Raw genomic sequence first — 18,824 nt, forward strand, 5'->3', positions numbered from 1 at the left:
GCCCGGCCCTGTCGATTTACCCGCCCAGTGCCTTCAGCAGTTTCGCCCCGTCGGGCGAGCCCCAGCCGGTACAGGCGTCCCAGCCGGCATTGGCGTGATAGGCGCCGTTGTTGCCGACGGTGATGTCGTTGAACAGCCCCTTGCCGGCCAACTGGCCATAGATCAGCGGGTTCAGGAAGCCCACGGGCTTGCCGATCTTCTGGTTCATCAACGCGATCAGGCCGGCCCACAGGGGCGCCACCGCGCTGGTGCCGCCGATGACCATGTTTTGCCCGTCCACCCGGACTTCGTAGCCGCTGGCGGGATCCGCGTCGCCGGCCACATCGGGCACGCCGCGTCCGACGAACTTGTCGGGGGCCGCCGGCACATGGGCGTTGGCCTGGTAGGCGGGCCGTGCAAAGGTCGTGCTCACGCCGCCACCGGTCGAACTGTCGGTGCCTTCGTTCCACACCACTTCGGCGGTGATTTTTCCGGCCGAGGCCGTGAGCTTGGTGCCACCGCATCCGAGCGCGAAGGGGCTCGATGCCGGGAAGTCGACATGCGCGGCGCCATCGCCCACGCCATCGCCCGATCCGTTGTCGCCCGCGGCGCAGCAGACCGTGACGCCCATGGCCGCGGCGGCCTGGAATGCCTGGTCGAACTGGGTCATGGCCTGGGCTGTCCAGTTCGTCTCGGCGGAGCCCCAGCTGATCGAGATGACCGACGGCTTGTTCACCTTGTCATGGACTGCCCGGGTGATCGCGTCGAGGAAGCCCTGGTTGGTGTTGGGCGCGAAGTAGACGGCGATCTTCGCCTTGGGCGCCACGGCCGCGGCCACCTCGATGTCGAGCATCACTTCGCCGTCGGCCCCGTTGGCATTCGTCGGATGGTTGTGCGCGCCATCCACGAGCACCGCCTTGACGGCGGGTGCGGGAATGCCAAGGCTGGCGAAGTAGGTCTTGAGGTCCGCCGGACGGAATCCACCGCCGAGTTCGATGATGCCGATGCATTCGCCCGACCCGTCCAGGCCGGTCGGAAAGTCGTAGAGCCTGGCCAGCGCCGGCGGCGTGAAGGAGGCCGAGCCTGCGCGCGGCGCGAACGAGCGACCCTGCACCTTGAACTGGAAGTGCGGGTCGGCCTGCGGGCGGTCATCGAGGCCGAACACGCCCACCACCACGTCCGCCAGATCGGCGGGCACCGAGATGCTGCCGGTGCGGCCGCGATACGTGCCGCCCTCATGTTCCATGTTGTGCAGCGTCACGCCGAAGGCCGCCGACATCGACTTCGCATCGCCCGAGAGCACGACACTGCGGCGCTCGACGTTCGCTTCGACCACCGCGAGCTTGTGGGCCTTGGCGAAGGCCTCGACCTTGGCGATGTCCGCCGGGTCGGCACCGTGGCTCGCAGCATATTCGTCGCGGCTGAGGTACGTTCGTTGCGATGGCAGGACGTCGCTCTGGACCGATCCTTGCGCCAAGCTCTGTATCGCGGTCCTGGGCCGTATGCGAACCGTGACGTCGATGCGCTCATCGTCTGCAACAAGCCCCGTGGACTGGGCGCCGGCAACGGCTTTTTTTTCGCTGCCGGGTACGGGGACGCGTGAGGTATCAGTGGCCATCTCGTTCTCCTCGCCAGTGAGAGGGGCGCGGAGTGTGCGCCAACTGGCCTGACCTTCGGCTGACGATGAGGCCGGTCAGCCGGAGCGGGCGAATGCAACGGTGAGGTTGTTGGCCGGCATCGGAATCGTCTGTTGGAGGGAATATCCGGCCGCCTTGGCCTCCTGCGCGACGTCTTCGAGCCGGCGCAGGCCCCAGGCCGGATCGCGTGCGCGCAGGCTGGCATCGAAGGCGATGTTGCCCGGTGCGGTGGCGACATCGTCCTGGAGGTAGGGCCCATAAGTGACGAGCAGGCCCTTGGGTGCGAGCACCGAGGCCGCGCCGCGCATCAAGGCGGCGCAGGTGGGCCAGGGCGAGATGTGCAGCATGTTGGCGCAGAACACCGCGTCGAAAGGGCCGCGCACCGGCCAGTCGTTCGCCATCACGTCGATCTGGACGGGCGGCAGCACATTGGCCGCGTCCGCACGCCATGCGTCGATCGAGCCCAGCGACGACGCATCGCCGTCGCTGGGCTGCCACTGCCAGCCCGGCATGGCTGCTGCGAAGAAGGCGGCGTGCTGGCCGGTGCCGCTGGCAATTTCGAGCACGCGAGCCTCGGTCGGCAAGAGGCGCTGCAGGACCTCGAGGATCGGCTGGGAATTGCGCTCGGCGGCGGGGCTGTGTTGGCGCTGGCTTGGCATGCCCGGCACTGTACCTGCGCCGCCTTGATTCAATGCGAAAATAGACGCCCGCGCCTCACACGATGGAGGCAACGCGCACCGGTGTCCCCGAGCCACTGTCCGGCCATAAAACGCACGACAGCGGGCATTGCCGGGCCGTGCTACCTTCCAGCCCCACAAGAGAACCGAGTTGGAAAAGAACCTATGAGCAAATTGACGGAGCGGTTGAATGCGCTCTCGCCCGCGCGGCTGAAGGGGATCCGGCGCGGCATCGAGAAAGAGAGCCTGCGGGCCCTGCCGGACGGCAAGCTCGCGCTCACGCCTCATCCATTGGCGCTGGGCTCGGCGCTCACGCATCCGCACATCACAACCGACTTCAGCGAATCGCAACTCGAGTTGATCACCGGCGTGCATGCGAGCCCCGAAGCGGCGCTGGACGAACTGGTGCACGTGCACCAGTTCACCTACCGCGTGCTGGCCGAGCACGGCGACGAGCGCCTGTGGGTATCGAGCATGCCCTGTGGCCTGCCGACCGATGAAACCATTCCAATCGGCCGCTATGGCTCGTCCAACGTCGGCCGTGCCAAGAGCGTCTACCGCATGGGGTTGAGCAACCGTTATGGCCGCCGCATGCAGACCATTTCCGGCATCCACTACAACTGGTCGCTGCCCGAGGTGTCGAGCGAACAGTACTTCGCGCTGATCCGCAACTTCCGCCGCCACGCTTTCCTGCTGCTGTACCTTTTCGGCGCTTCGCCGGCCCTGTGTTCCACCTTCGTGGCCGGCCGTCCGCACGAATTGCAGCCGCTGGGCGATGGCGGCACGATGTACATGCCGCACGGCACCTCGCTGCGCATGGGCCGCCTCGGCTACCAGAGCGAGGCGCAGGCTTCGCTGGCCGTGAGCTACAACAGCCTGGACGGCTATGGCGCCTCGCTGCAGGAGGCGCTGACCAAACCCTGGCCGGCCTATGAGGCCATCGGCATCCAGAGCCTCGGCGGCGACTACAACCAGCTCGCCACCAGCCTGCTGCAGATCGAGAACGAGTTCTACGGCACCATCCGCCCCAAGCGCGTGATCTATTCCGGCGAGCGCCCGCTGCACGCCTTGCGTGAGCGCGGCGTCGAATACGTCGAAGTGCGCCTGATGGACCTCGACCCCTTCGAGCCGGTCGGCATCACCGCGCAGACCATGCGCTTCATCGATGTCTTCCTGCTGCACTGCCTGCTGAGCGACAGCCCCGACGACACGCCGCAGGAAATCGCCGAACTGGCGCACAACCAGAATGTGACCGCGGCGCGCGGCCGTGAGCCGGGGCTGAAACTGCGGCAAGCCGGCGCCGAAGTATCGCTCGCCGAATGGGGCGCGACGCTGGTCGAGGAGTTCGCACCGATCGCTGCCGCACTCGACGCGGCGCACGGTGGCAGCGACTATGCCGCCGCGCTGGCCGCGGCGGCCGCGGCGCTCCAGAACCCCGACGGCCTGCCATCGGCGCGCGTGCTCGCGGCGATGGCACGCGAGCACAGCAACTCATTCATCGGATTCGTGCGCGCGCAATCCGAGCTCACTCGCCAGACCTTGCTCGGCCTTGCGCTCGAGCCGCACCAGCTCGCGCATTTCGAGCAGATGACGCAGGATTCGATCGACGCGCAGACGGCGATCGAGGCGGCCGACACCATGCCCTTCGAGATCTATCGCGAGCAATACATCTCGCCCGCACGCCTGGGCATCCGCAGCCGGGCGGCGGTGGCCGCGTAGTCCTGCGCTCACAAGGTAGGCGTGGGCCTACCCGTATTGGCCCGCATGGCTCACTGCAAAGTCGCTCGCGGGCGCGCATCCTGCATTGATGGCCTGCAAGACGTACCTCGTGGAAGATAGTTCCGTCATCCGGGAAAACCTCGTCGGATTTTTGGAAGAAGTCACGGAGGCGCAGGTCGTCGCCTGCGCGGCGTCGGAGAACGAAGCCGTTGCGTGGCTGAAGGCGCATCGCGATGAATGGGAGTTGGCCATCGTCGACCTCTTCCTCGTGCAGGGCAACGGGTTCGGCGTCATCAAGGCGTGCCGCGACCGAGGCGCGAACCAGCAGGTCATCGTGCTCACCAACTACGCGACGACCGACATGCGCGAACGGTCGGAGGCGCTCGGCGTCGACGCCTTCTTTGACAAGTCCGCTGAACTCGATCAGCTAGTGGACTGGTTCGCATCGCGCCATAGCCCGCGGCATTGACCGCCGCAGTACCCGGGCGGCGCGGGCGGCTTGGGCGGGCGGCACTGCGAACGCCACCGGGCGAAGCCGCGTCATTCGGGCGTGGTGGGGACGTCCTTGCGTATCGAATCACGAGCGCGGTGGTTGTCGGTCCGTGCCAGCGTGTGTTCGACGACGCGCTTGAGCTTGGCCAGGGCGCCGCGAAACGCTTCGTCCTGCGAAGGTGCGTCGTGGCTGGTCGCTACCGGCTGGTGATGCGCGAGCCGTGCCTCCATCGTGCAGCGCTTGTCGCCGCCGCCGCTCTTGCCGGGCGTCTCCCCGCTCATGTGCACCTCGACGCGTGTTACATCGTCGACGAAACGTGACAGGATGCCCTGGATCTCCCCGTCGGCCCAGCGTTCCAGTGCTTCCTTGTTCTGGATGCCGTTGCTGGCGTTCACTTGAATCTGCATGCAGCCTCCTTGGTGAATTCAATACTCCCGATCATGCGTCGCCGCCATCATGAACCGATGTGACTGCGCGCGGCCCGAGCATGCCGTTAAATTCGATGCTTTTTGCAAGCAACCACAGGAGCACTATGTCAATCGATTTCAAGGGCCGCGTGGCCATCGTCACCGGCGCGGGTGGCGGGCTGGGCCGGCAACATGCATTGGCCCTTGCGGCGCGGGGCGCCAAAGTGGTGGTGAATGACCTGGGCGGTGCACGCGATGGTTCGGGCAGTTCCGTCAGCGCGGCGCAGGCCGTGGTCGACGAAATCGAGGCCGCCGGCGGCGAAGCCATTGCCAACGGGGCATCGGTGACCGACTTCGAGGCCGTGCAGGCCATGGTGCAGCAGGCGGTCGATGCCTGGGGTCGGGTCGACATCCTCGTCAACAACGCGGGCATCCTGCGCGACAAGAGCTTCAGCAAGATGGAACTGGCCGACTTCAAGCTCGTGATGGATGTGCACCTGATGGGCGCCGTCAACTGCACCAAGGCCGTCTGGTCCTTGATGAACGAACAGAAATACGGCCGCATCGTGATGACCTCGTCGTCGTCGGGCCTGTACGGCAACTTCGGCCAGAGCAACTACGGCGCGGCCAAGATGGCACTCGTGGGCCTGATGCAAACGCTGAGCATCGAGGGCGCGAAGAACGACATCCGAGTGAACTGCCTGGCGCCCACTGCCGCCACGCGAATGACCGAAGACTTGTTTCCGCCCGACTTGCTGGCGGCCTTCCAGCCCGGGGCCGTGGTGCCCGCGATGCTGGCGCTGGCCAGCCAGGACGCTCCCACGCGCACCATTCTTTGCGCGGGTGCCGGCAGCTTCGAGGCCGCGCACATCACGCTCACCAGCGGCGCCTACATCGGCATCGAGGCCGACTCGCCCGAGCAACTGGTGGCCCGGCTGGCCGAGGTCACGGACCGCACCAACGAGCAGGTGCCGCTGAGCGGCGCGGCGCAGGTCGCCAACGAGATCGGGAAGGCACAGGCGGCGCTGGTGCCGGCCTGACGCCGCGCCTGCGCAACCACGAAGCGCAGGCGGTCAGGAAGAGGTTCCGTACCCCGTGCGCTCGTCGACGCCGAGCGCATCGGCTTGGCGGCGGCGCCCCACGTGGGTGATTGCTGGCGGGGCTCTGCTTCCAGCGCGATGCTGTGCTTGTCCATGAGGCGGTACAGCGTCATGCGCGAGACGCCGAGTTCGTGGGCGGCGTGCGTGATGTTGCGGCCCACGCGGTTCAGCGTGAGGCAGATCACGTCGCGCTCCGCGGTGGTCCGGGCGGTGTTCAGCGCCAGCAACACGGTGTCCAACATTGGCAATTACGCGACGAATAACGGCAACGTCAATGGCGACCTGGTCACGCAAACGACGCTCGACTTCGGCAACCTGAGCAGGCTGACGCCGGCCCAGGCCGCGCAACAGCGACAGATGCGTGCGCTCAACCTGGTGCAGGCTGGACCTGGCAACATCGTCGATCCGTCGGTCAACCCCGGCGCGGGCGCCACCATCGTGCAGAACACGCTGAACAACCAGCACATCAGCAATCAGACGATCATCAACGCGAGTTCCAATGCCATGAGCACGATCAAGGGCATAAACTCGATGGCGACGATCACCGACGGCCTGTCGCGCGGCCTCGGGCACTGAGGAGACAGGACCCATGCACCACGTTCTTGCACGCATTACCTTCAAGCCTGAGGCCGCCGCGCAGGGGCTGGCCATCATGACCGAGTTGTCGGCCAGGTCGCGCGAGGAAAAGAACTGCGTCTCCTACGTGGTCTATCGACAGGCCGAAGCGCCGCACGTGTTCCAGACCGTGGAGGCGTGGACCGACAAGGCCGCGGCCGATGCGCACATGACCACGCCGCACGTCGGCGCGGCGGTGGCCGCGGCGGGGCCGCTATTCGGGGCGCCGCCGGAAATTCTTGCCTGGACACAGCTGGCCTGAATCCAGGTTTCGCTGTTCGGGCATCGGATCACTCCGCAAGGACGATCCTGCTGCCCGCCTGCACCCATTCCTCGAAGCGCGGCCCATAGGCTTCCTCGACGCGGATGCGCTTGACCTTGAGGGTCGGCGTGAGGAACCCGTTGTCGACGGTCCAAGGGGTCTTCAGCAACACCAGGCAGTCGAGTTGCTCATGAGGGTCGAGCCGGGCGTTGATGTCGTCGAGATGCGCGCGCATTTGCGCCACCAGTTGCCGCTGCGCGGCTTCGGTGTCGTACGCCGTCGACAGCAGGCTCACCAGCCCCAGCGGCTGGCCCAGGTTGGCGCCGGCGACCATGCAGGTTTCGATGGCCGGATGCATGCACAGGCGATCCTCGATGTGCGCGGGCGCCACGTACTTGCCCTTGGCTGTCTTGAACTGGTCCTTGATTCGGCCGGTGATGCGCCAGCATTTCTGCGCGTCGATCTCTGCCTTGTCGCCGGTGTGCAGCCAGCCGTCGTCGGTGAAGGCCTCGCGCGTCAACTCGGGTTCCTTGTAGTAGCCGAGCATAAGGCCGGGGCTGCGCATCTGGATTTCGCTGGTGACCGGATCGATGCGCGCCTCGACGCCTTCACTGACCGGGCCAACGGTGCCTTCCTGGTTCAGGCCCGGCACGGTGCAGTGCGAGACGGCCAGGTTCTCGGTCATGCCGTAGGCCTCGTTGATCGGCAAGCCGAGGCGCCGATACCACTGCAGCAGCGCCAGCGGCATTGGCGCGGCGCCGCCCCCCGCCACCCGGCATTGGTCGAGCCCGAGTGCGCCCAGGATCTTCTTGCGCACGACGCGGCCAACCAGCGGAATGCGCAGCAACAGGTCGAGCCGTTCGGCCGGCATGTGCGTGAGCACGCCCTGCTGGAACTTGACCCACAGGCGCGGCACGGAGAAGAACAGCGTCGGCCTGGCGCGGACGAGGTCGGTGGCGAAGGTCTCCAGGCTTTCTGCGAAGTAGATGTGCATGCCGGTCGCGAGCCAGCCCTGTTCGACCAGTACCCGTTCCGCGACGTGGGCCAGCGGCAGGTACGACAGCACCCGGTCCGATTCGAAGCGGGGCACCTGTTTCTTGCCGGCCTGCGCGGCCCAGGCCAGCGTGCCGAAGCTGTGCATCACGCCCTTGGGGCGGCCGGTGGTGCCCGAGGTGTAGATCACCGTGGCCAGTTCGTCGGCGCGGCGCTGCACCTCGCCCTGCATCGGCAGCTGCCGCGCGCAGATGGCGTCCCAGCTCTCGTAGCGGGCAATGGCATCGGCCGGCGCGAGCGGAAGGCAGACGCACGGCATGTCGTCGGGAATGCCGCGCCGCATCGACATCCAGCCGTCGAGCTTGCCGATGAAACAGGCCCGGGCTCCGCTGTGGTCCAGGATCAGGCGGATGGAGTCGGCCGCCAGCGTGGGATAGAGCGGCACCGACACATGGCCGGCCATCCAGATGGCCAGGTCGCTGAGCAGCCACCAGGCGCAGTTCTTCGAGAAGATGCCGATCCTGGAGCCCGGCTCCCAGCCTTGGGCCTGCAGCCAGGCGGCCATGCGCCGCGCCTGGTCGGCCACTTGCGCCCAAGTGAAGTGCTGCAACTGGCCGCCGCCGACGGGCTGCGTCAGGATGACGCGCTGCGGCACCGTGCGCTCCCAGTGATAGAGGCGAGGCAGTGGCAGGCTGTCGCCGGAAATCTCGGCCATTGAAGCTCCTTGCCTTGCGTTGAAAATCCGGCGCCGAGCTTAGGGGCGAAGGCGCCCGCGGGTCCAGCGCTTTTGCCGGCCATCATGCGCATTGGCAACGCTCTTGCTTTCGTTTCTCGTTTTTGCAAAACCGCGGCGGAGTCGCGTTAAGGTGCGGGCCAGCCGCGAAATGCGCAAGCATCGAAGGAGATTGGTCATGAACGTTCGGCATCTGATGGTTTGCCTGCTGGCCTGTGCGGCTTTGCAGGGCTGCACCACGCCGCCGCCCCCGCCGCCTGCACCGCCCCCGCCGCCACCTGCACCGCAGTCCGCACCGGCACCCACACCGGCGGACATACCGCCCACACCAGCGGCCGCATCAGCCGCTACACCTGCCGCCACATCGGAGCCAACCCCTGCGGCCACACCGGACGGCGCGGCGCCTGCACCCGCGCAGGTTCCCATGGCGCAAGCACAAGCACAAGGCGAGCCCGTGGTCGACCTGCGCAGCGTGTGCGACGGCCGTGCGGAAGGCGACCGCCTGCAGACCCGGGGGCCAGGCGGGGAATCACTTGTCGGCGTTTGCGTGCGCGGCGCGAATGGCTGGCTGAGGTTCAGCCCGAACGGCCGCCGCTAGGGGACGATGGGCCGCCGACCCGGGTGCGCGATGCGTTCGCCCGGTCGGCCCGGGCTCAACTCTGGATGTAGGTAGTCAGTTGCTCGATGGTCTGCTCGTGGTCGGCAATGATGTCGTCCATCAGGTCGCGAATCGAGATCATGCCGATGATGGTGGTGCCATCGATCACCGGCAAATGGCGGATGCGCTTCTGGCTCATCAGGTTCATGCACTCGACCGTGTTCGATTTCGAGGTCACGGTGATCACGTTGGCCGTCATGATCTCCGACACCTTCATCTCTTTCGAGTTCTTGCCCAGCAGCGCTACCTTGCGCGTGTAGTCGCGCTCGGAGAGCACCCCGACCAGCTTGCCCTCGCTTATCACCAGCAGCGCGCCCACCTCGTGCCTGGCCAGCACATGCAGCGCGTCAAACACGGTGGTGTCGGGTGCAATATGGAACAGGGCGGGGCCACGGCGCTTGAGCAACTCTGAGACGGGTTTCATCGGGTTCTCCTCTGGATCATGATGGCGACACACGCAAGGGTCGCGCCTGACAAATCATAGGCGGCACTGGCGACACCGCCATTGCAATTCGCAACAAAGGGGGCATTGCAATCAAATTGCAATACCTTCGTATACAGTTTTCGCTTGGAATTGGCTGCAACGGTGCCGCCACCACGCCATCGCGTGACTCGCGACGCATAAATCCACGACGAGCACGCGAAGTCAATTCGTGGGCACCCGCGGAACCGGCTTTGCCGGGCCGCCGGGTGCGCCCCCTGAGGGGGAGGCGCCGCAGGCGCATCGGGGGTGTTTCATGTCAGCAGCACGATGCCGAGCGCCAGCATCATCGAGCCCACGAGCGCGTCGAGCCAGCGCCATGCCACCGGGTTGGCGAACAGCGGCGCGAGCATTCGCGCACCGAAGCCCAGCAGTGCAAACCAGGCCGTGCTGGCCATTGCGGTGCCGGTCACGAAGCCGATGCGCGCGGCGCCCACCTCTTGTGCGCCGACCGAGCCGACCAACAGCACCGTGTCGACATACACATGCGGGTTCAGCAGCGTAAACGCCGCCGTCTGCGCGAGCACGCGGGCGCGCGACGCGGGCTCCGGGAGGCCTTGCGCGGCTCTCAGCGCTTGTGGTTTCCGGGCCCGTCGCAACGCAAGCAGGCCATAGCCGAACAGGAACAGCGCGCCGCCCAGCGTGAGCGCCGGGGCCAGTGCCGGGATCGCCGTGCGCAGGCTCCCCATGGTCCAGACGCCGGCCATGACGAGCAAGGTGTCGGCCAATGCGCAAAACGCCACCACCGGCCCGACCTGCTCGCGCCGCAGCCCCTGCCGCAGCACGAAGGCGTTTTGTGCGCCGATCGCGACGATCAGGCCGAGGGTGATGCCAAAGCCGGTCAGGAAGGCAGTCACGAAGCCAGGGAGGAGGGCGGTGGCGGGTGGAGGCATGCGGCCCCGCATTGTCGTCACCCGCGAGGCGCGGTATTTACCGCATCGAAACCCGCGCGTCCTTCGGATAGCTGATCGTGTAGTCGGCCGCCACGCGGGCGCTGTCGCCGGCGGCGAGGTCGAAGGACCACATCGTCATGCCGGGCTGCCTGTTCCACTCGCGCTCGGCAGGCTTCGGCTGGAAGGCGGCGCTGACCTGTACGGCGTCGTTCACCGACACCGGAGCCGCCTCGAGCACCTGAACCGCGATGGGCGTGCGGTGGCGGTTCACCACCACGTAGCCGCGCTGCAGCTTGCGCTCGGCACGCAAGCCGACGAAGCCGCCCGTGCCCTGGTTGTCGCGCTCGGGCTCGGCCTGGACGCGCACCAGTTCGTCGCGGCCGAACGACAGGGTCACGCGCGCATCGCCCGGCGCTGTCCACTGCCCGTTGCCGACAAAGGAGCCGTCGCGATACAGCTGCAGCGGCCCGGCCGGCCACACGCCTTCGGGCGGTGCCATGTCGGCGATGAGGAAGGCGCTCGCGTCGACCTGCGGACTGGTGCGGGCTGCGAGCTTGACCGTGTCCTCGACCTGCCCGAGCGCCAGTCCGACGCGATGGCCGCTGGAGGGCACGTCGACGGCGTTCGGTACGGAAAATTCGGTCGCAAAGCTGTTGTTGAACACGCTCACGTCGAACACCGGCTCGTCGAGCCGGTCCATGGCGGACTTCATCATCGGCGCGGGCGCTGCCGCCGCCATCGGCGCGCTCGGATAGGCGCTGCGCTCGCGCGGAGCCGGCTCGACGATGCCGATGCGCCACGGGGCCGGCAGGCGGCCCGCGGTTTCCCGGCGCGGCTGGCCGGTGGAGAGCGTGAGCTTCACGCCGCGCCAGTCCTCACCGGTCGATTGCGCGACCAGTGCCTGCCGTTCGATGCGGATCTTGCGGGTGGCGGTGTCGAGCAGCGCCCGGTACGCCGGCGACCAGCCCGGGCCGGCCACCTGGTAGCTGAGCGTCACGTCGGCATCGCGAGCGGCGGCCAGCGTGACGGTCACTGTCGTCACGTTGCCGCCCTGGCCCTGCGACCGGCTGCGCTCGGCGACGAGGGGCGCGAGCTGCTTGTCCAGTTCGGTCTGGCGGCGCTTCAGCAGGTACTGCTTCTGCAGTGAATCCTGGCCGGTGCGGCGCAGTGCTTCGGCCGTGGCCGCGACGGACTTTGCGTCGGGCGCAGCACGCAGGAGCGGCATGCCTTCGCCGGCCGTGCCATTGGCGCCGTGCGCGGTGATGCCCTTGAGGTAGCCCGTCACCAGGTCCAGCGCTTCGCTCTCGGATTGCAGCGCGGCCTTCTGGTCTTCCAGTGCGCGGATGCGGCCGTCAAGCGCATTCAGGGCGCAATCGGCGGAGAGTGCGCGCGGTTCGGTCAGGACCGAGGTTTCGCCAAGGCGCACCGCCGCGTCGGCGCTCACCTGGATGCTCTGCGCGTCGAGGCCCGCTGGCAGGCAGGTGAAGGTGAGCGTCCGGCTCCCCGCCGCGACGCGCGCCACGCGCTCGACCGTGGCACTGCCGGGGTAGACCTTGACCTGCGTGATGCGCGAATCAGCATGTGCCTCGAGGGCCAGCAAGGGTGAAAGCGCCAGAGCGATGGCGCAGCGACAAAGGGCGAACGGTAGCGGCATGGTGACCTCGGGAGTGATGAACGAGCTTGTACGGTGCGCCCTCCCGAAGCGGGTTAACCGCCGCGAAAAAGGAGTGCGGCGGCGCAGTGCAACTTCCGCCGCCGAGCGAGGCTGTGTCGATAATGCGGGCGAACGACCGCACCAGCGGTCCACCCGAACAGGAGAACACGGCCCCCATGCATGCGACTCAAGAGATTCAGAATTGCGACGTGCTTGTCATTGGCGGAGGGCCTGCAGGCTCGACCATCGCCACGCTACTTGCGCGCGAGGGACGCAATGTGGTGTTGCTCGAAAAGGAACACCACCCCCGCTTTCACATCGGCGAATCGCTGCTGCCAGGCAACGTCGAGCTGTTCGACAAGCTGGGTGTGCGAGAGGAGGTCGAGAAAATCGGGATGCCCAAGTTCGGCATCGAGTTTGTGCCGCCCGACCTCGACTACTGCAGCTACGTGGACTTTTCCGAAGGATGGGACCCGTCGAAGGATTCGGCGTGGCAGGTGCGGCGCTCCGAACTCGACGAACTGCTGTTCCGCAATGCCGCCAGATCGGGAGCGCTCGCCATGGAAGGCGCCAAGGTGCGCCAGGTGGACTTCGACGATGACGGCGCCACCGTCCAGGCCACGCTCGACGATGGGGCAAGGCGCACATGGCGCGCTCGCTTCATCGTCGACGCCAGCGGCCGCGACACGCTGCTGGCGAACAAGCTCCAGTGCAAGAAAAAGAACCAGAAGCACAACAGCACGGCCCTGTTCGGTCATTTCCGCGGCGCGCGCCGGCTGGAGGGCAAGCGCGAAGGCAACATCAGCATCTGCTGGTTCGAGCACGGCTGGTTCTGGTTCATCCCACTGGCGGACGGCACGACCAGTGTCGGCGCAGTGTGCTGGGCCTACTACCTGAAGGCGCGCGACAAGCCCTTGAAGGATTACTTCTTCGACACGATCGCGCTGTGTCCTGAATTGCACGATCGCCTGAAGGACGCGACGCTCGTCGACGACGCAGTGCATGCCACAGGCAACTTCTCGTACGCCAGCACGCATGCCACCGGCGAGCGCTACCTGATGGTGGGCGATGCGTACACCTTCATCGATCCGATGTTCTCCTCCGGCGTGTTCCTGGCGATGCAGAGCGCCTTCGATGGCGCTCAACTGGTGCAGACGGCGCTCGACCGGCCGGCCGCGCTGCCCGCGGCGCGCGAGGCGCTGGAGAAGCGTTTCCGCGTCGGCCCGCGCGACTATTCGTGGTTCATCTACCGTGTCACGAATCCGACGATCCGCGACATGTTCATGCATCCGCAGAACATCTTCAACGTGAAGCAAGGCCTGATGTCGCTGCTCGCTGCCGACATCCACCAGGGACGCGCCTACCGTCGCTCGCTATGGATGTTCAAGGTCGTGTACTACTTCGTGTCCATGCTCAACTGGCGACGCACGTATGCCGGCTGGAAGCGCCATCGGTTCAATATCCGGGACATGGGGCAATTGCGCGGCGAGACCATCCTCAAGACGGATTGATCGCGCGCGCGGCCCTACTCGTTGGCGTTGCGCGCGCGAAGCCGGTCGAACAGCACCGCGACGATGATGAAGCTGCCGACGAACGTACCCTGCCAGAACGTGCTGATGCCCAGCAGGATCAGGCTGTTGCGGATGACCTCGATCAGGGCGGCGCCGACCACCGCGCCGAACGCGGTGCCGATGCCGCCCGCAAGATTGGTCCCGCCGATCACCGATGCGGCAATCACCGACAGTTCCATGCCCTGGCCGAGGCTCGTGGTCACCGTGCCCAGCCAGCCCACTTCCAGGATGCCCGCGATGCCCGCGCAGAGGCTGCAGAACATGTAGACGCTGACCTTGACGAGCTTGACCGGTACGCCGGTCATGGTCGAGGCGCGCTCGTTGCCGCCGATGGCGTAGAGGTGCCGCCCCCACCGTGTCCAGCGGAAGGCAAAGGTGGCGAACACCAGCAGCACGATCAGGAACAGCACCGGGCTCGGCACGCGAATCGGGTCGACAAGGGGCAGCGAAAGGTTGACGAAGCCGCCGCCCAGCGCGAGCAGCTTCGGCTGGTCCGGCCCGAACTGGTACACCATGCGGTTGTTCGACAGCACCATCGCCAGGCTGCGCGCGATGGACAGCATGCCCAGCGTCACCACGAACGGCGGCACGCCGATGTAGGCGATCATGAAGCCGTTGATCGCACCCACCAGCAAGGCCGTTCCGAGCGCGAGCGGCACCGCCATCCAGATCGACATGCCCTCGCTCATCGCCATGCCGATCACCATGCCCGACAGCACCAGCACGGCACCCACCGACAGGTCGATGCCGCCGGTGATGATCACGGCGGTCATGCCGATCGCGATGATTGCGACGAAGGCGAAGTTCCGCGTCACGTTGAACAGGTTCTGCTGCGTCGCGAAAACGTCGCTGGCCAGCGACAGCACCACGAATGCCACCACCGCGGCGACCGAGACCCAGAAGGTCTGCTGGCTCATGAGCCAGCTGAGCCAGGTGCGGTGCACGCGCCGGTCGATCGATTCCGCGAGACTTTTGTCTTGCGATGTCATGCCGTTTCGATCGCGCCGGTGATGAGCCCGGTCACTTCCTCGGGCGAGCTTTGCGCAATGGGCTTGTCCGTGACCTTTGCGCCGCGCCGCAGCACGACGATGCGGTCGGCCACGGCGAACACGTCGGGCATGCGATGGCTGATGAGCACCACGGCGATGCCGTGGTCGCGCAGGCGCCGTATCAGGTTGAGCACTTCGGTGATCTGCCGCACGCTGATTGCGGCGGTGGGCTCGTCCATGAGCACGATCTTCGGGTCGGCCAGGCGCGTGCGCGCGATCGCCACCGCCTGCCGCTGGCCGCCGGACATGCGGCGCACCAGGTCGCGCGGCCGCGTCTCCGACTTGAGTTCGGCGAAAAGTTCGCCGGCACGCTGGTACATCGCGCGGTAATCCAGGATCTTGAACGGCCCGACGCCGCGCCGCAGCTCGCGGCCGAGGTACACGTTTTCCGCGGCCGTGAGGTTGTCGCAGAGGGCCAGGTCCTGGTAGACGATCTCGATGCCTTCGCCGCGCGCATCGGCAGGCTTGTGAAAGGCGACCTTGCGGCCGTCCATGGCCAGCGTGCCGTCGCTCGGCGGGTAATTGCCGGCGACGATCTTCACGAGCGTCGACTTGCCGGCCCCGTTGTCGCCCATCAAGCCGACCACCTCGCCGGCCCGCAGCGACAGGGACACGTCAGTCAACGCCTGGATGGCGCCAAAGTGCTTGGAGACTCCGCTGAGCTCCAGGACAGCCATGCCGCTACTTCGCCGGGCACTTGTCCAGGTTGGTCGGCACGCATTCGTCCAGCCCCGTGTAGAGCGGATCCGCCACCTTCTTTCCGCCGATGAGGTCGATCAGCACGGCCGGCGCGCGGTGGCCCATCTCGAACGGCCGCTGGCCGATCTGCGCATGGCTGCGGCCCGCCTTCAGCGCGTCGAGCTGCGGCGGCAGCGTGTCGCCGGCGATGATGATCAGCTCTTTCGACTTGAGCTTGGCCATGACCTGGTCGGTCACTTGCGCATAGGCCGACGGCCCGAACTGCGCCCAGCCGCCCACCAGGATGAACGCGTTCAGCGTCGGGTTCTTGGTGAACACGTCGGACATCTGCTGGTTGGCCAGGTCGATCTGGTCATTGGTGAACAGCGGGCAGCCGGCGATCTCGGTCCATCCGCCTTCGCCCTTCAGGCGGTCGATGCCCTTCTTGCCGCTGGCGGTGTCGCGGAACCCTGCGGCGCGCTGGTTGATGTTGTCGGCCGCCACGTTGCCGAGTTGCATGCACACCGTGCCGCCCTTGGGATTGAGCGCCTTCAGGTGCTTGGCCATGAGCACGCCCATGTCGTAGTTGTTGGTGCCGAGGTAGGTCTTGCGCAGCGACCGGTCCGCCGCCGCGAGATCGGCATCGATGGTCATGATCGGCATTTTCGGCGCCTTGGCCTTGAGCATGTTGCCCATGGCCGGCGCGTTCGATGGCGAGATGGCGATGCCGGCCACGCCCTTGTTGATAAGGTCCTCGACGATCTGCACCTCGCCGGCTTCATCGGCGCTCGATGCCGGGCCGGTGTACAGGCAGGTGTACTCGGAGGTGGGGTTTTCCTTGTTCCACAGCGCACAGCCATCGCCGAGCACCGTGAAGAAGGGGTTGTCCAGGCCCTTCACGACCACAGCGAGCGTTTTCTTCTGGGCCATCGCCGGTGTGGCGACAAGGAGGGCGGCCAGCGCCGCGCCCATGAACACAAGCATCGACTTTTTCATTGCGTCTCCTTCATTTTTGGATATGCACTGACAAGCTCTCTTGCACCGCTGGCAAGCCGCGCGGATTCTCATGCGGGCTGCTGTGACCCAAGAGAAGGCGGACTGTAGTACCGGGGGCGGGGCGTGTCGAGCGTGGAGACCCGCACCCCGGGGCCGCGGCGTCGGAGCCGCCACGACAGGGCAGCAGGGGCTCATATCGGTTTTTGACCACGCTGGCGCGTGACCGCAACGCATGAAACCAGGACGAGCACCGCGAGGTCTGTTCGCGGGTCGCGCAATAGCGGGGAATACTGAAATGCGAGCGAATTCCAGGGTCGCCGACAATGCATCCCTTCACGCAAATACCCGAGTGAGAGAAAGTACACACGATGGCCATCCAATGGTTCCCCGGTCACATGCACGTGACGCAAAAGGCCATCAGCGAGCGCGTCAAGGACATCGACGTGGTAATCGAATTGCTCGACGCGCGGCTCCCCGGTTCGAGCGCCAACCCGATGCTGGCCGACCTCACCGGCCACAAGCCCGGCCTGAAGGTGCTCAACAAGCAGGACCTGGCGGACCCCGAGCGCACCGCGCTCTGGCTCGCGCACTACAACGCGCAACCGGACACGCGCGCCATCGGGCTCGATGCGAGCCTGGCCACGCCGGCCCAGCGCCTCATCGCGGCCTGTCACGAACTCGCGCCGAGCCGCGGCGGCATGGCCAAGCCGATGCGCGTGCTGATCTGCGGCATTCCCAACGTGGGCAAGTCGACTCTCATCAACACCATGACCGGCACGAAGAAGGCGAAGACCGGCGACGAGGCCGGCATCACCAAGCTGGAGCAGCGCATCGTTCTGGCCGACGACTTCTATCTTTGGGACACCCCCGGCATGCTCTGGCCGCGCATCGTCGTGCCCAAGAGCGGCTATAACCTTGCGGCCAGCGGCGCGGTAGGGCGCAATGCCTACGATGAGGAGGAGGTCGCGCTGGAATTGCTGGCCACGCTGAAGACGCACTACGCCGGCCTGGTCGAGGCGCGCTTCAAGCTCACCGAACCGATCGCGCCACTCTCCGACGAAGAGGCGCTCGAAGCGGTCGGCCGCAAGCGCGGCGCGCTGCTCGGCAAGGGCAAGGTCAACCTGCAGAAGGCAGCCGAAATTGTGATGCACGAATTCCGCAACGGCAGCATGGGCCGCATCACGCTGGAAACGCCGGAGGAGTTCTCGCAGTGGTTGGCGGCAGGGCTTCAGGCGGATGCCGAGCGCGCCGCGAAGAAGGCCGCGCGCCTGAAGAAGAAAGCGCCGCAACGCGGTGAGGCGCCGCAGTCGTCGCAGCCGTCAGCGCCTGAGCGGGCACCGCCGGAGCCAGCACAGCAACCCGCGCCCGGCGACACGCCCTGAGCGGCCTCGTGTCAGATGCTCCGCCGCGCCCCGCGCGACCCCGACGCATCGAGATCGGCGCCGCCAAATTCCAGGGATCGCGGAACCGGCTTTCGCCGGGCCGCCGGGTGCGCCCCCTCGAGGGGGGAGGTGCCGCAGGCGCATCGGGGTGGTTTCAATACTCCAGCTTCGGATACCAGTCGGTGCCGCGCCCTGCGGGCGTGAGGTCGAGGATGTTCCACAGCGGCGTCGGGTCCGGCGCACCCCGCGGGTCCTGGCCGGGGTCCTGGGTGCCGCCGAGTTCGCTGGCCCAGAAGTGCCGTACCCGGCCATCGCGTTTCACCCACACGTCGAGCGCAGGCCATTCGCTGCCGTCCGGCGCGAGGCCGCGATAGTCGCGCGCGAAGTCGTCGCCGACCGTGGCGTAGAACTTGAGATTGCGCCAGCCGCGCTCGCGCGCGAACGCGAGTTGTCGCGAGACAGGGGAGCGCCCGATCACTGCCATCGCGACCTTCTGGCCGATGTCGCGCGCCGGCGTATCGAGGGCGCCCAGGAAAGCCGTGCACATCGGACACGGCCGCTCGCGCTGCGGTCCGAACATCCAGAAGTAGGTGACCAGCGTGTCGTGCGCGCCGAACAGATCACCCAGGCCCAGGGTCTTGCCGGTCGCGTCCTGGAACGCGTAGTCGGGTGGCTCGCCGCCCGGCGGCAGCGCACGCCGCTGGGCGGCCACGCGCTCGATGTGCCGCCGGAGCTCGATCTCTTCCGCGAGCAGCGCGGTGCGCGCCGCGCGGTACTCGGCGCTGTCGTTGGGGTAGGGCTTGCTCGCGGCGGCCGCGAGTTCGGAGGCGGGCTGAAGTGCCATCAC

General features: G+C 66.8%; 19 protein-coding genes and 1 pseudogene. 8 read left to right on the forward strand and 12 right to left on the reverse strand.

Annotated features, from left to right (window positions below):
* Window positions 1-16: 16 nt before the first annotated feature.
* A complete protein-coding gene (locus tag WKW80_RS19480; RefSeq protein ID WP_340365222.1) occupies window positions 17-1,597 on the reverse strand; it encodes a S53 family peptidase in 1,581 nt (526 codons plus the stop codon).
* A gap of 75 nt (window positions 1,598-1,672) precedes the next feature.
* Entirely contained in the window at window positions 1,673-2,275 is a 603-nt protein-coding gene (locus tag WKW80_RS19485; protein WP_340365223.1) for a DUF938 domain-containing protein, read from the reverse strand.
* 183 nt (window positions 2,276-2,458) lie between these two features.
* Between WKW80_RS19485 and gshA the strand changes: the two genes are divergently transcribed.
* Entirely contained in the window at window positions 2,459-4,012 is a 1,554-nt protein-coding gene (gene gshA, locus WKW80_RS19490) for a glutamate--cysteine ligase (RefSeq protein ID WP_340365224.1), read from the forward strand.
* A gap of 88 nt (window positions 4,013-4,100) precedes the next feature.
* Entirely contained in the window at window positions 4,101-4,481 is a 381-nt protein-coding gene (locus tag WKW80_RS19495; protein ID WP_340365225.1) for a response regulator, read from the forward strand.
* Between the two features lie 71 nt (window positions 4,482-4,552).
* On the opposite strand, the gene WKW80_RS19500 is transcribed toward WKW80_RS19495, so the two are convergent.
* Window positions 4,553-4,912, reverse strand: a complete 360-nt coding sequence (locus WKW80_RS19500) for an HPF/RaiA family ribosome-associated protein (protein WP_340365226.1) — start codon at window positions 4,910-4,912, stop codon at window positions 4,553-4,555.
* A gap of 125 nt (window positions 4,913-5,037) precedes the next feature.
* Between WKW80_RS19500 and WKW80_RS19505 the strand changes: the two genes are divergently transcribed.
* Entirely contained in the window at window positions 5,038-5,952 is a 915-nt protein-coding gene (locus WKW80_RS19505; protein ID WP_340365227.1) for an SDR family oxidoreductase, read from the forward strand.
* 200 nt (window positions 5,953-6,152) lie between these two features.
* On the opposite strand, the pseudogene WKW80_RS37340 reads toward WKW80_RS19505, so the two are convergent.
* Window positions 6,153-6,254: pseudogene (locus WKW80_RS37340) on the reverse strand (hypothetical protein); the annotation flags it as partial.
* Between WKW80_RS37340 and WKW80_RS19510 the strand changes: the two are divergent.
* Together WKW80_RS19510 and WKW80_RS19515 are read left to right on the forward strand one after the other, a co-directional pair.
* Window positions 6,244-6,588, forward strand: a complete 345-nt coding sequence (locus WKW80_RS19510) for a hypothetical protein (protein ID WP_422822924.1) — start codon at window positions 6,244-6,246, stop codon at window positions 6,586-6,588. The pseudogene WKW80_RS37340 and the gene WKW80_RS19510 overlap by 11 nt on opposite strands.
* Before the next feature lie 13 nt (window positions 6,589-6,601).
* A complete protein-coding gene (locus tag WKW80_RS19515) occupies window positions 6,602-6,889 on the forward strand; it encodes a putative quinol monooxygenase (protein ID WP_340365229.1) in 288 nt (95 codons plus the stop codon).
* Between the two features lie 28 nt (window positions 6,890-6,917).
* Here the strand turns inward: WKW80_RS19515 and WKW80_RS19520 are convergent, their stop codons facing one another.
* Window positions 6,918-8,597, reverse strand: a complete 1,680-nt coding sequence (locus WKW80_RS19520; protein WP_340365230.1) for an AMP-binding protein — start codon at window positions 8,595-8,597, stop codon at window positions 6,918-6,920.
* Window positions 8,598-8,793: 196 nt separating this feature from the next.
* Between WKW80_RS19520 and WKW80_RS19525 the strand changes: the two genes are divergently transcribed.
* Window positions 8,794-9,213, forward strand: a complete 420-nt coding sequence (locus tag WKW80_RS19525; RefSeq protein ID WP_340365231.1) for a hypothetical protein — start codon at window positions 8,794-8,796, stop codon at window positions 9,211-9,213.
* 55 nt (window positions 9,214-9,268) lie between these two features.
* Here the strand turns inward: WKW80_RS19525 and WKW80_RS19530 are convergent, their stop codons facing one another.
* From WKW80_RS19530 to WKW80_RS19540, 3 genes are all read right to left on the reverse strand, one after another.
* A complete protein-coding gene (locus tag WKW80_RS19530) occupies window positions 9,269-9,697 on the reverse strand; it encodes a CBS domain-containing protein (protein WP_340365232.1) in 429 nt (142 codons plus the stop codon).
* A 311-nt stretch (window positions 9,698-10,008) separates the two neighbouring features.
* The gene (locus tag WKW80_RS19535; RefSeq protein WP_422822925.1) at window positions 10,009-10,647 is read right to left on the reverse strand and encodes a LysE/ArgO family amino acid transporter; all 639 of its coding nucleotides are present in this window, start codon (window positions 10,645-10,647) and stop codon (window positions 10,009-10,011) included.
* Window positions 10,648-10,684: 37 nt separating this feature from the next.
* Window positions 10,685-12,301 carry a DUF4139 domain-containing protein gene (locus WKW80_RS19540; RefSeq protein WP_340365234.1) on the reverse strand — a complete coding sequence of 539 codons (1,617 nt, stop codon included), beginning with the start codon at window positions 12,299-12,301 and terminating at the stop codon, window positions 10,685-10,687.
* A gap of 176 nt (window positions 12,302-12,477) precedes the next feature.
* Here WKW80_RS19540 and WKW80_RS19545 point away from each other — a divergent pair, with 176 nt between their 5' ends.
* Entirely contained in the window at window positions 12,478-13,812 is a 1,335-nt protein-coding gene (locus WKW80_RS19545) for an NAD(P)/FAD-dependent oxidoreductase (protein WP_340365235.1), read from the forward strand.
* 14 nt (window positions 13,813-13,826) lie between these two features.
* On the opposite strand, the gene WKW80_RS19550 is transcribed toward WKW80_RS19545, so the two are convergent.
* The 3 genes from WKW80_RS19550 to WKW80_RS19560 are packed head-to-tail and all read right to left on the reverse strand — an operon-like array spanning window position 13,827 to window position 16,595.
* Window positions 13,827-14,861 carry an ABC transporter permease gene (locus WKW80_RS19550; protein WP_340365236.1) on the reverse strand — a complete coding sequence of 345 codons (1,035 nt, stop codon included), beginning with the start codon at window positions 14,859-14,861 and terminating at the stop codon, window positions 13,827-13,829.
* Complete coding sequence (locus tag WKW80_RS19555; RefSeq protein WP_340365237.1) at window positions 14,858-15,598, reverse strand: ATP-binding cassette domain-containing protein; 741 nt, start codon at window positions 15,596-15,598, stop codon at window positions 14,858-14,860. Before WKW80_RS19555 ends, WKW80_RS19550 begins: the two co-directional genes overlap by 4 nt.
* Window positions 15,599-15,602: 4 nt before the next feature.
* Window positions 15,603-16,595, reverse strand: coding sequence for a substrate-binding domain-containing protein (locus WKW80_RS19560; protein ID WP_340365238.1), 993 nt, complete (start codon window positions 16,593-16,595; stop codon window positions 15,603-15,605).
* A gap of 368 nt (window positions 16,596-16,963) precedes the next feature.
* Between WKW80_RS19560 and ylqF the strand changes: the two genes are divergently transcribed.
* The gene (ylqF, locus tag WKW80_RS19565) at window positions 16,964-17,977 is read left to right on the forward strand and encodes a ribosome biogenesis GTPase YlqF (RefSeq protein ID WP_340365239.1); all 1,014 of its coding nucleotides are present in this window, start codon (window positions 16,964-16,966) and stop codon (window positions 17,975-17,977) included.
* Window positions 17,978-18,131: 154 nt separating this feature from the next.
* Here ylqF and WKW80_RS19570 read toward each other — a convergent pair whose 3' ends face one another.
* Window positions 18,132-18,821, reverse strand: a complete 690-nt coding sequence (locus WKW80_RS19570; RefSeq protein ID WP_340365240.1) for a DUF899 family protein — start codon at window positions 18,819-18,821, stop codon at window positions 18,132-18,134.
* Window positions 18,822-18,824: the final 3 nt, after the last annotated feature.

The organism is Variovorax humicola (genome assembly GCF_037889915.1).
Lineage (GTDB): Bacteria > Pseudomonadota > Gammaproteobacteria > Burkholderiales > Burkholderiaceae_C > Variovorax > Variovorax humicola.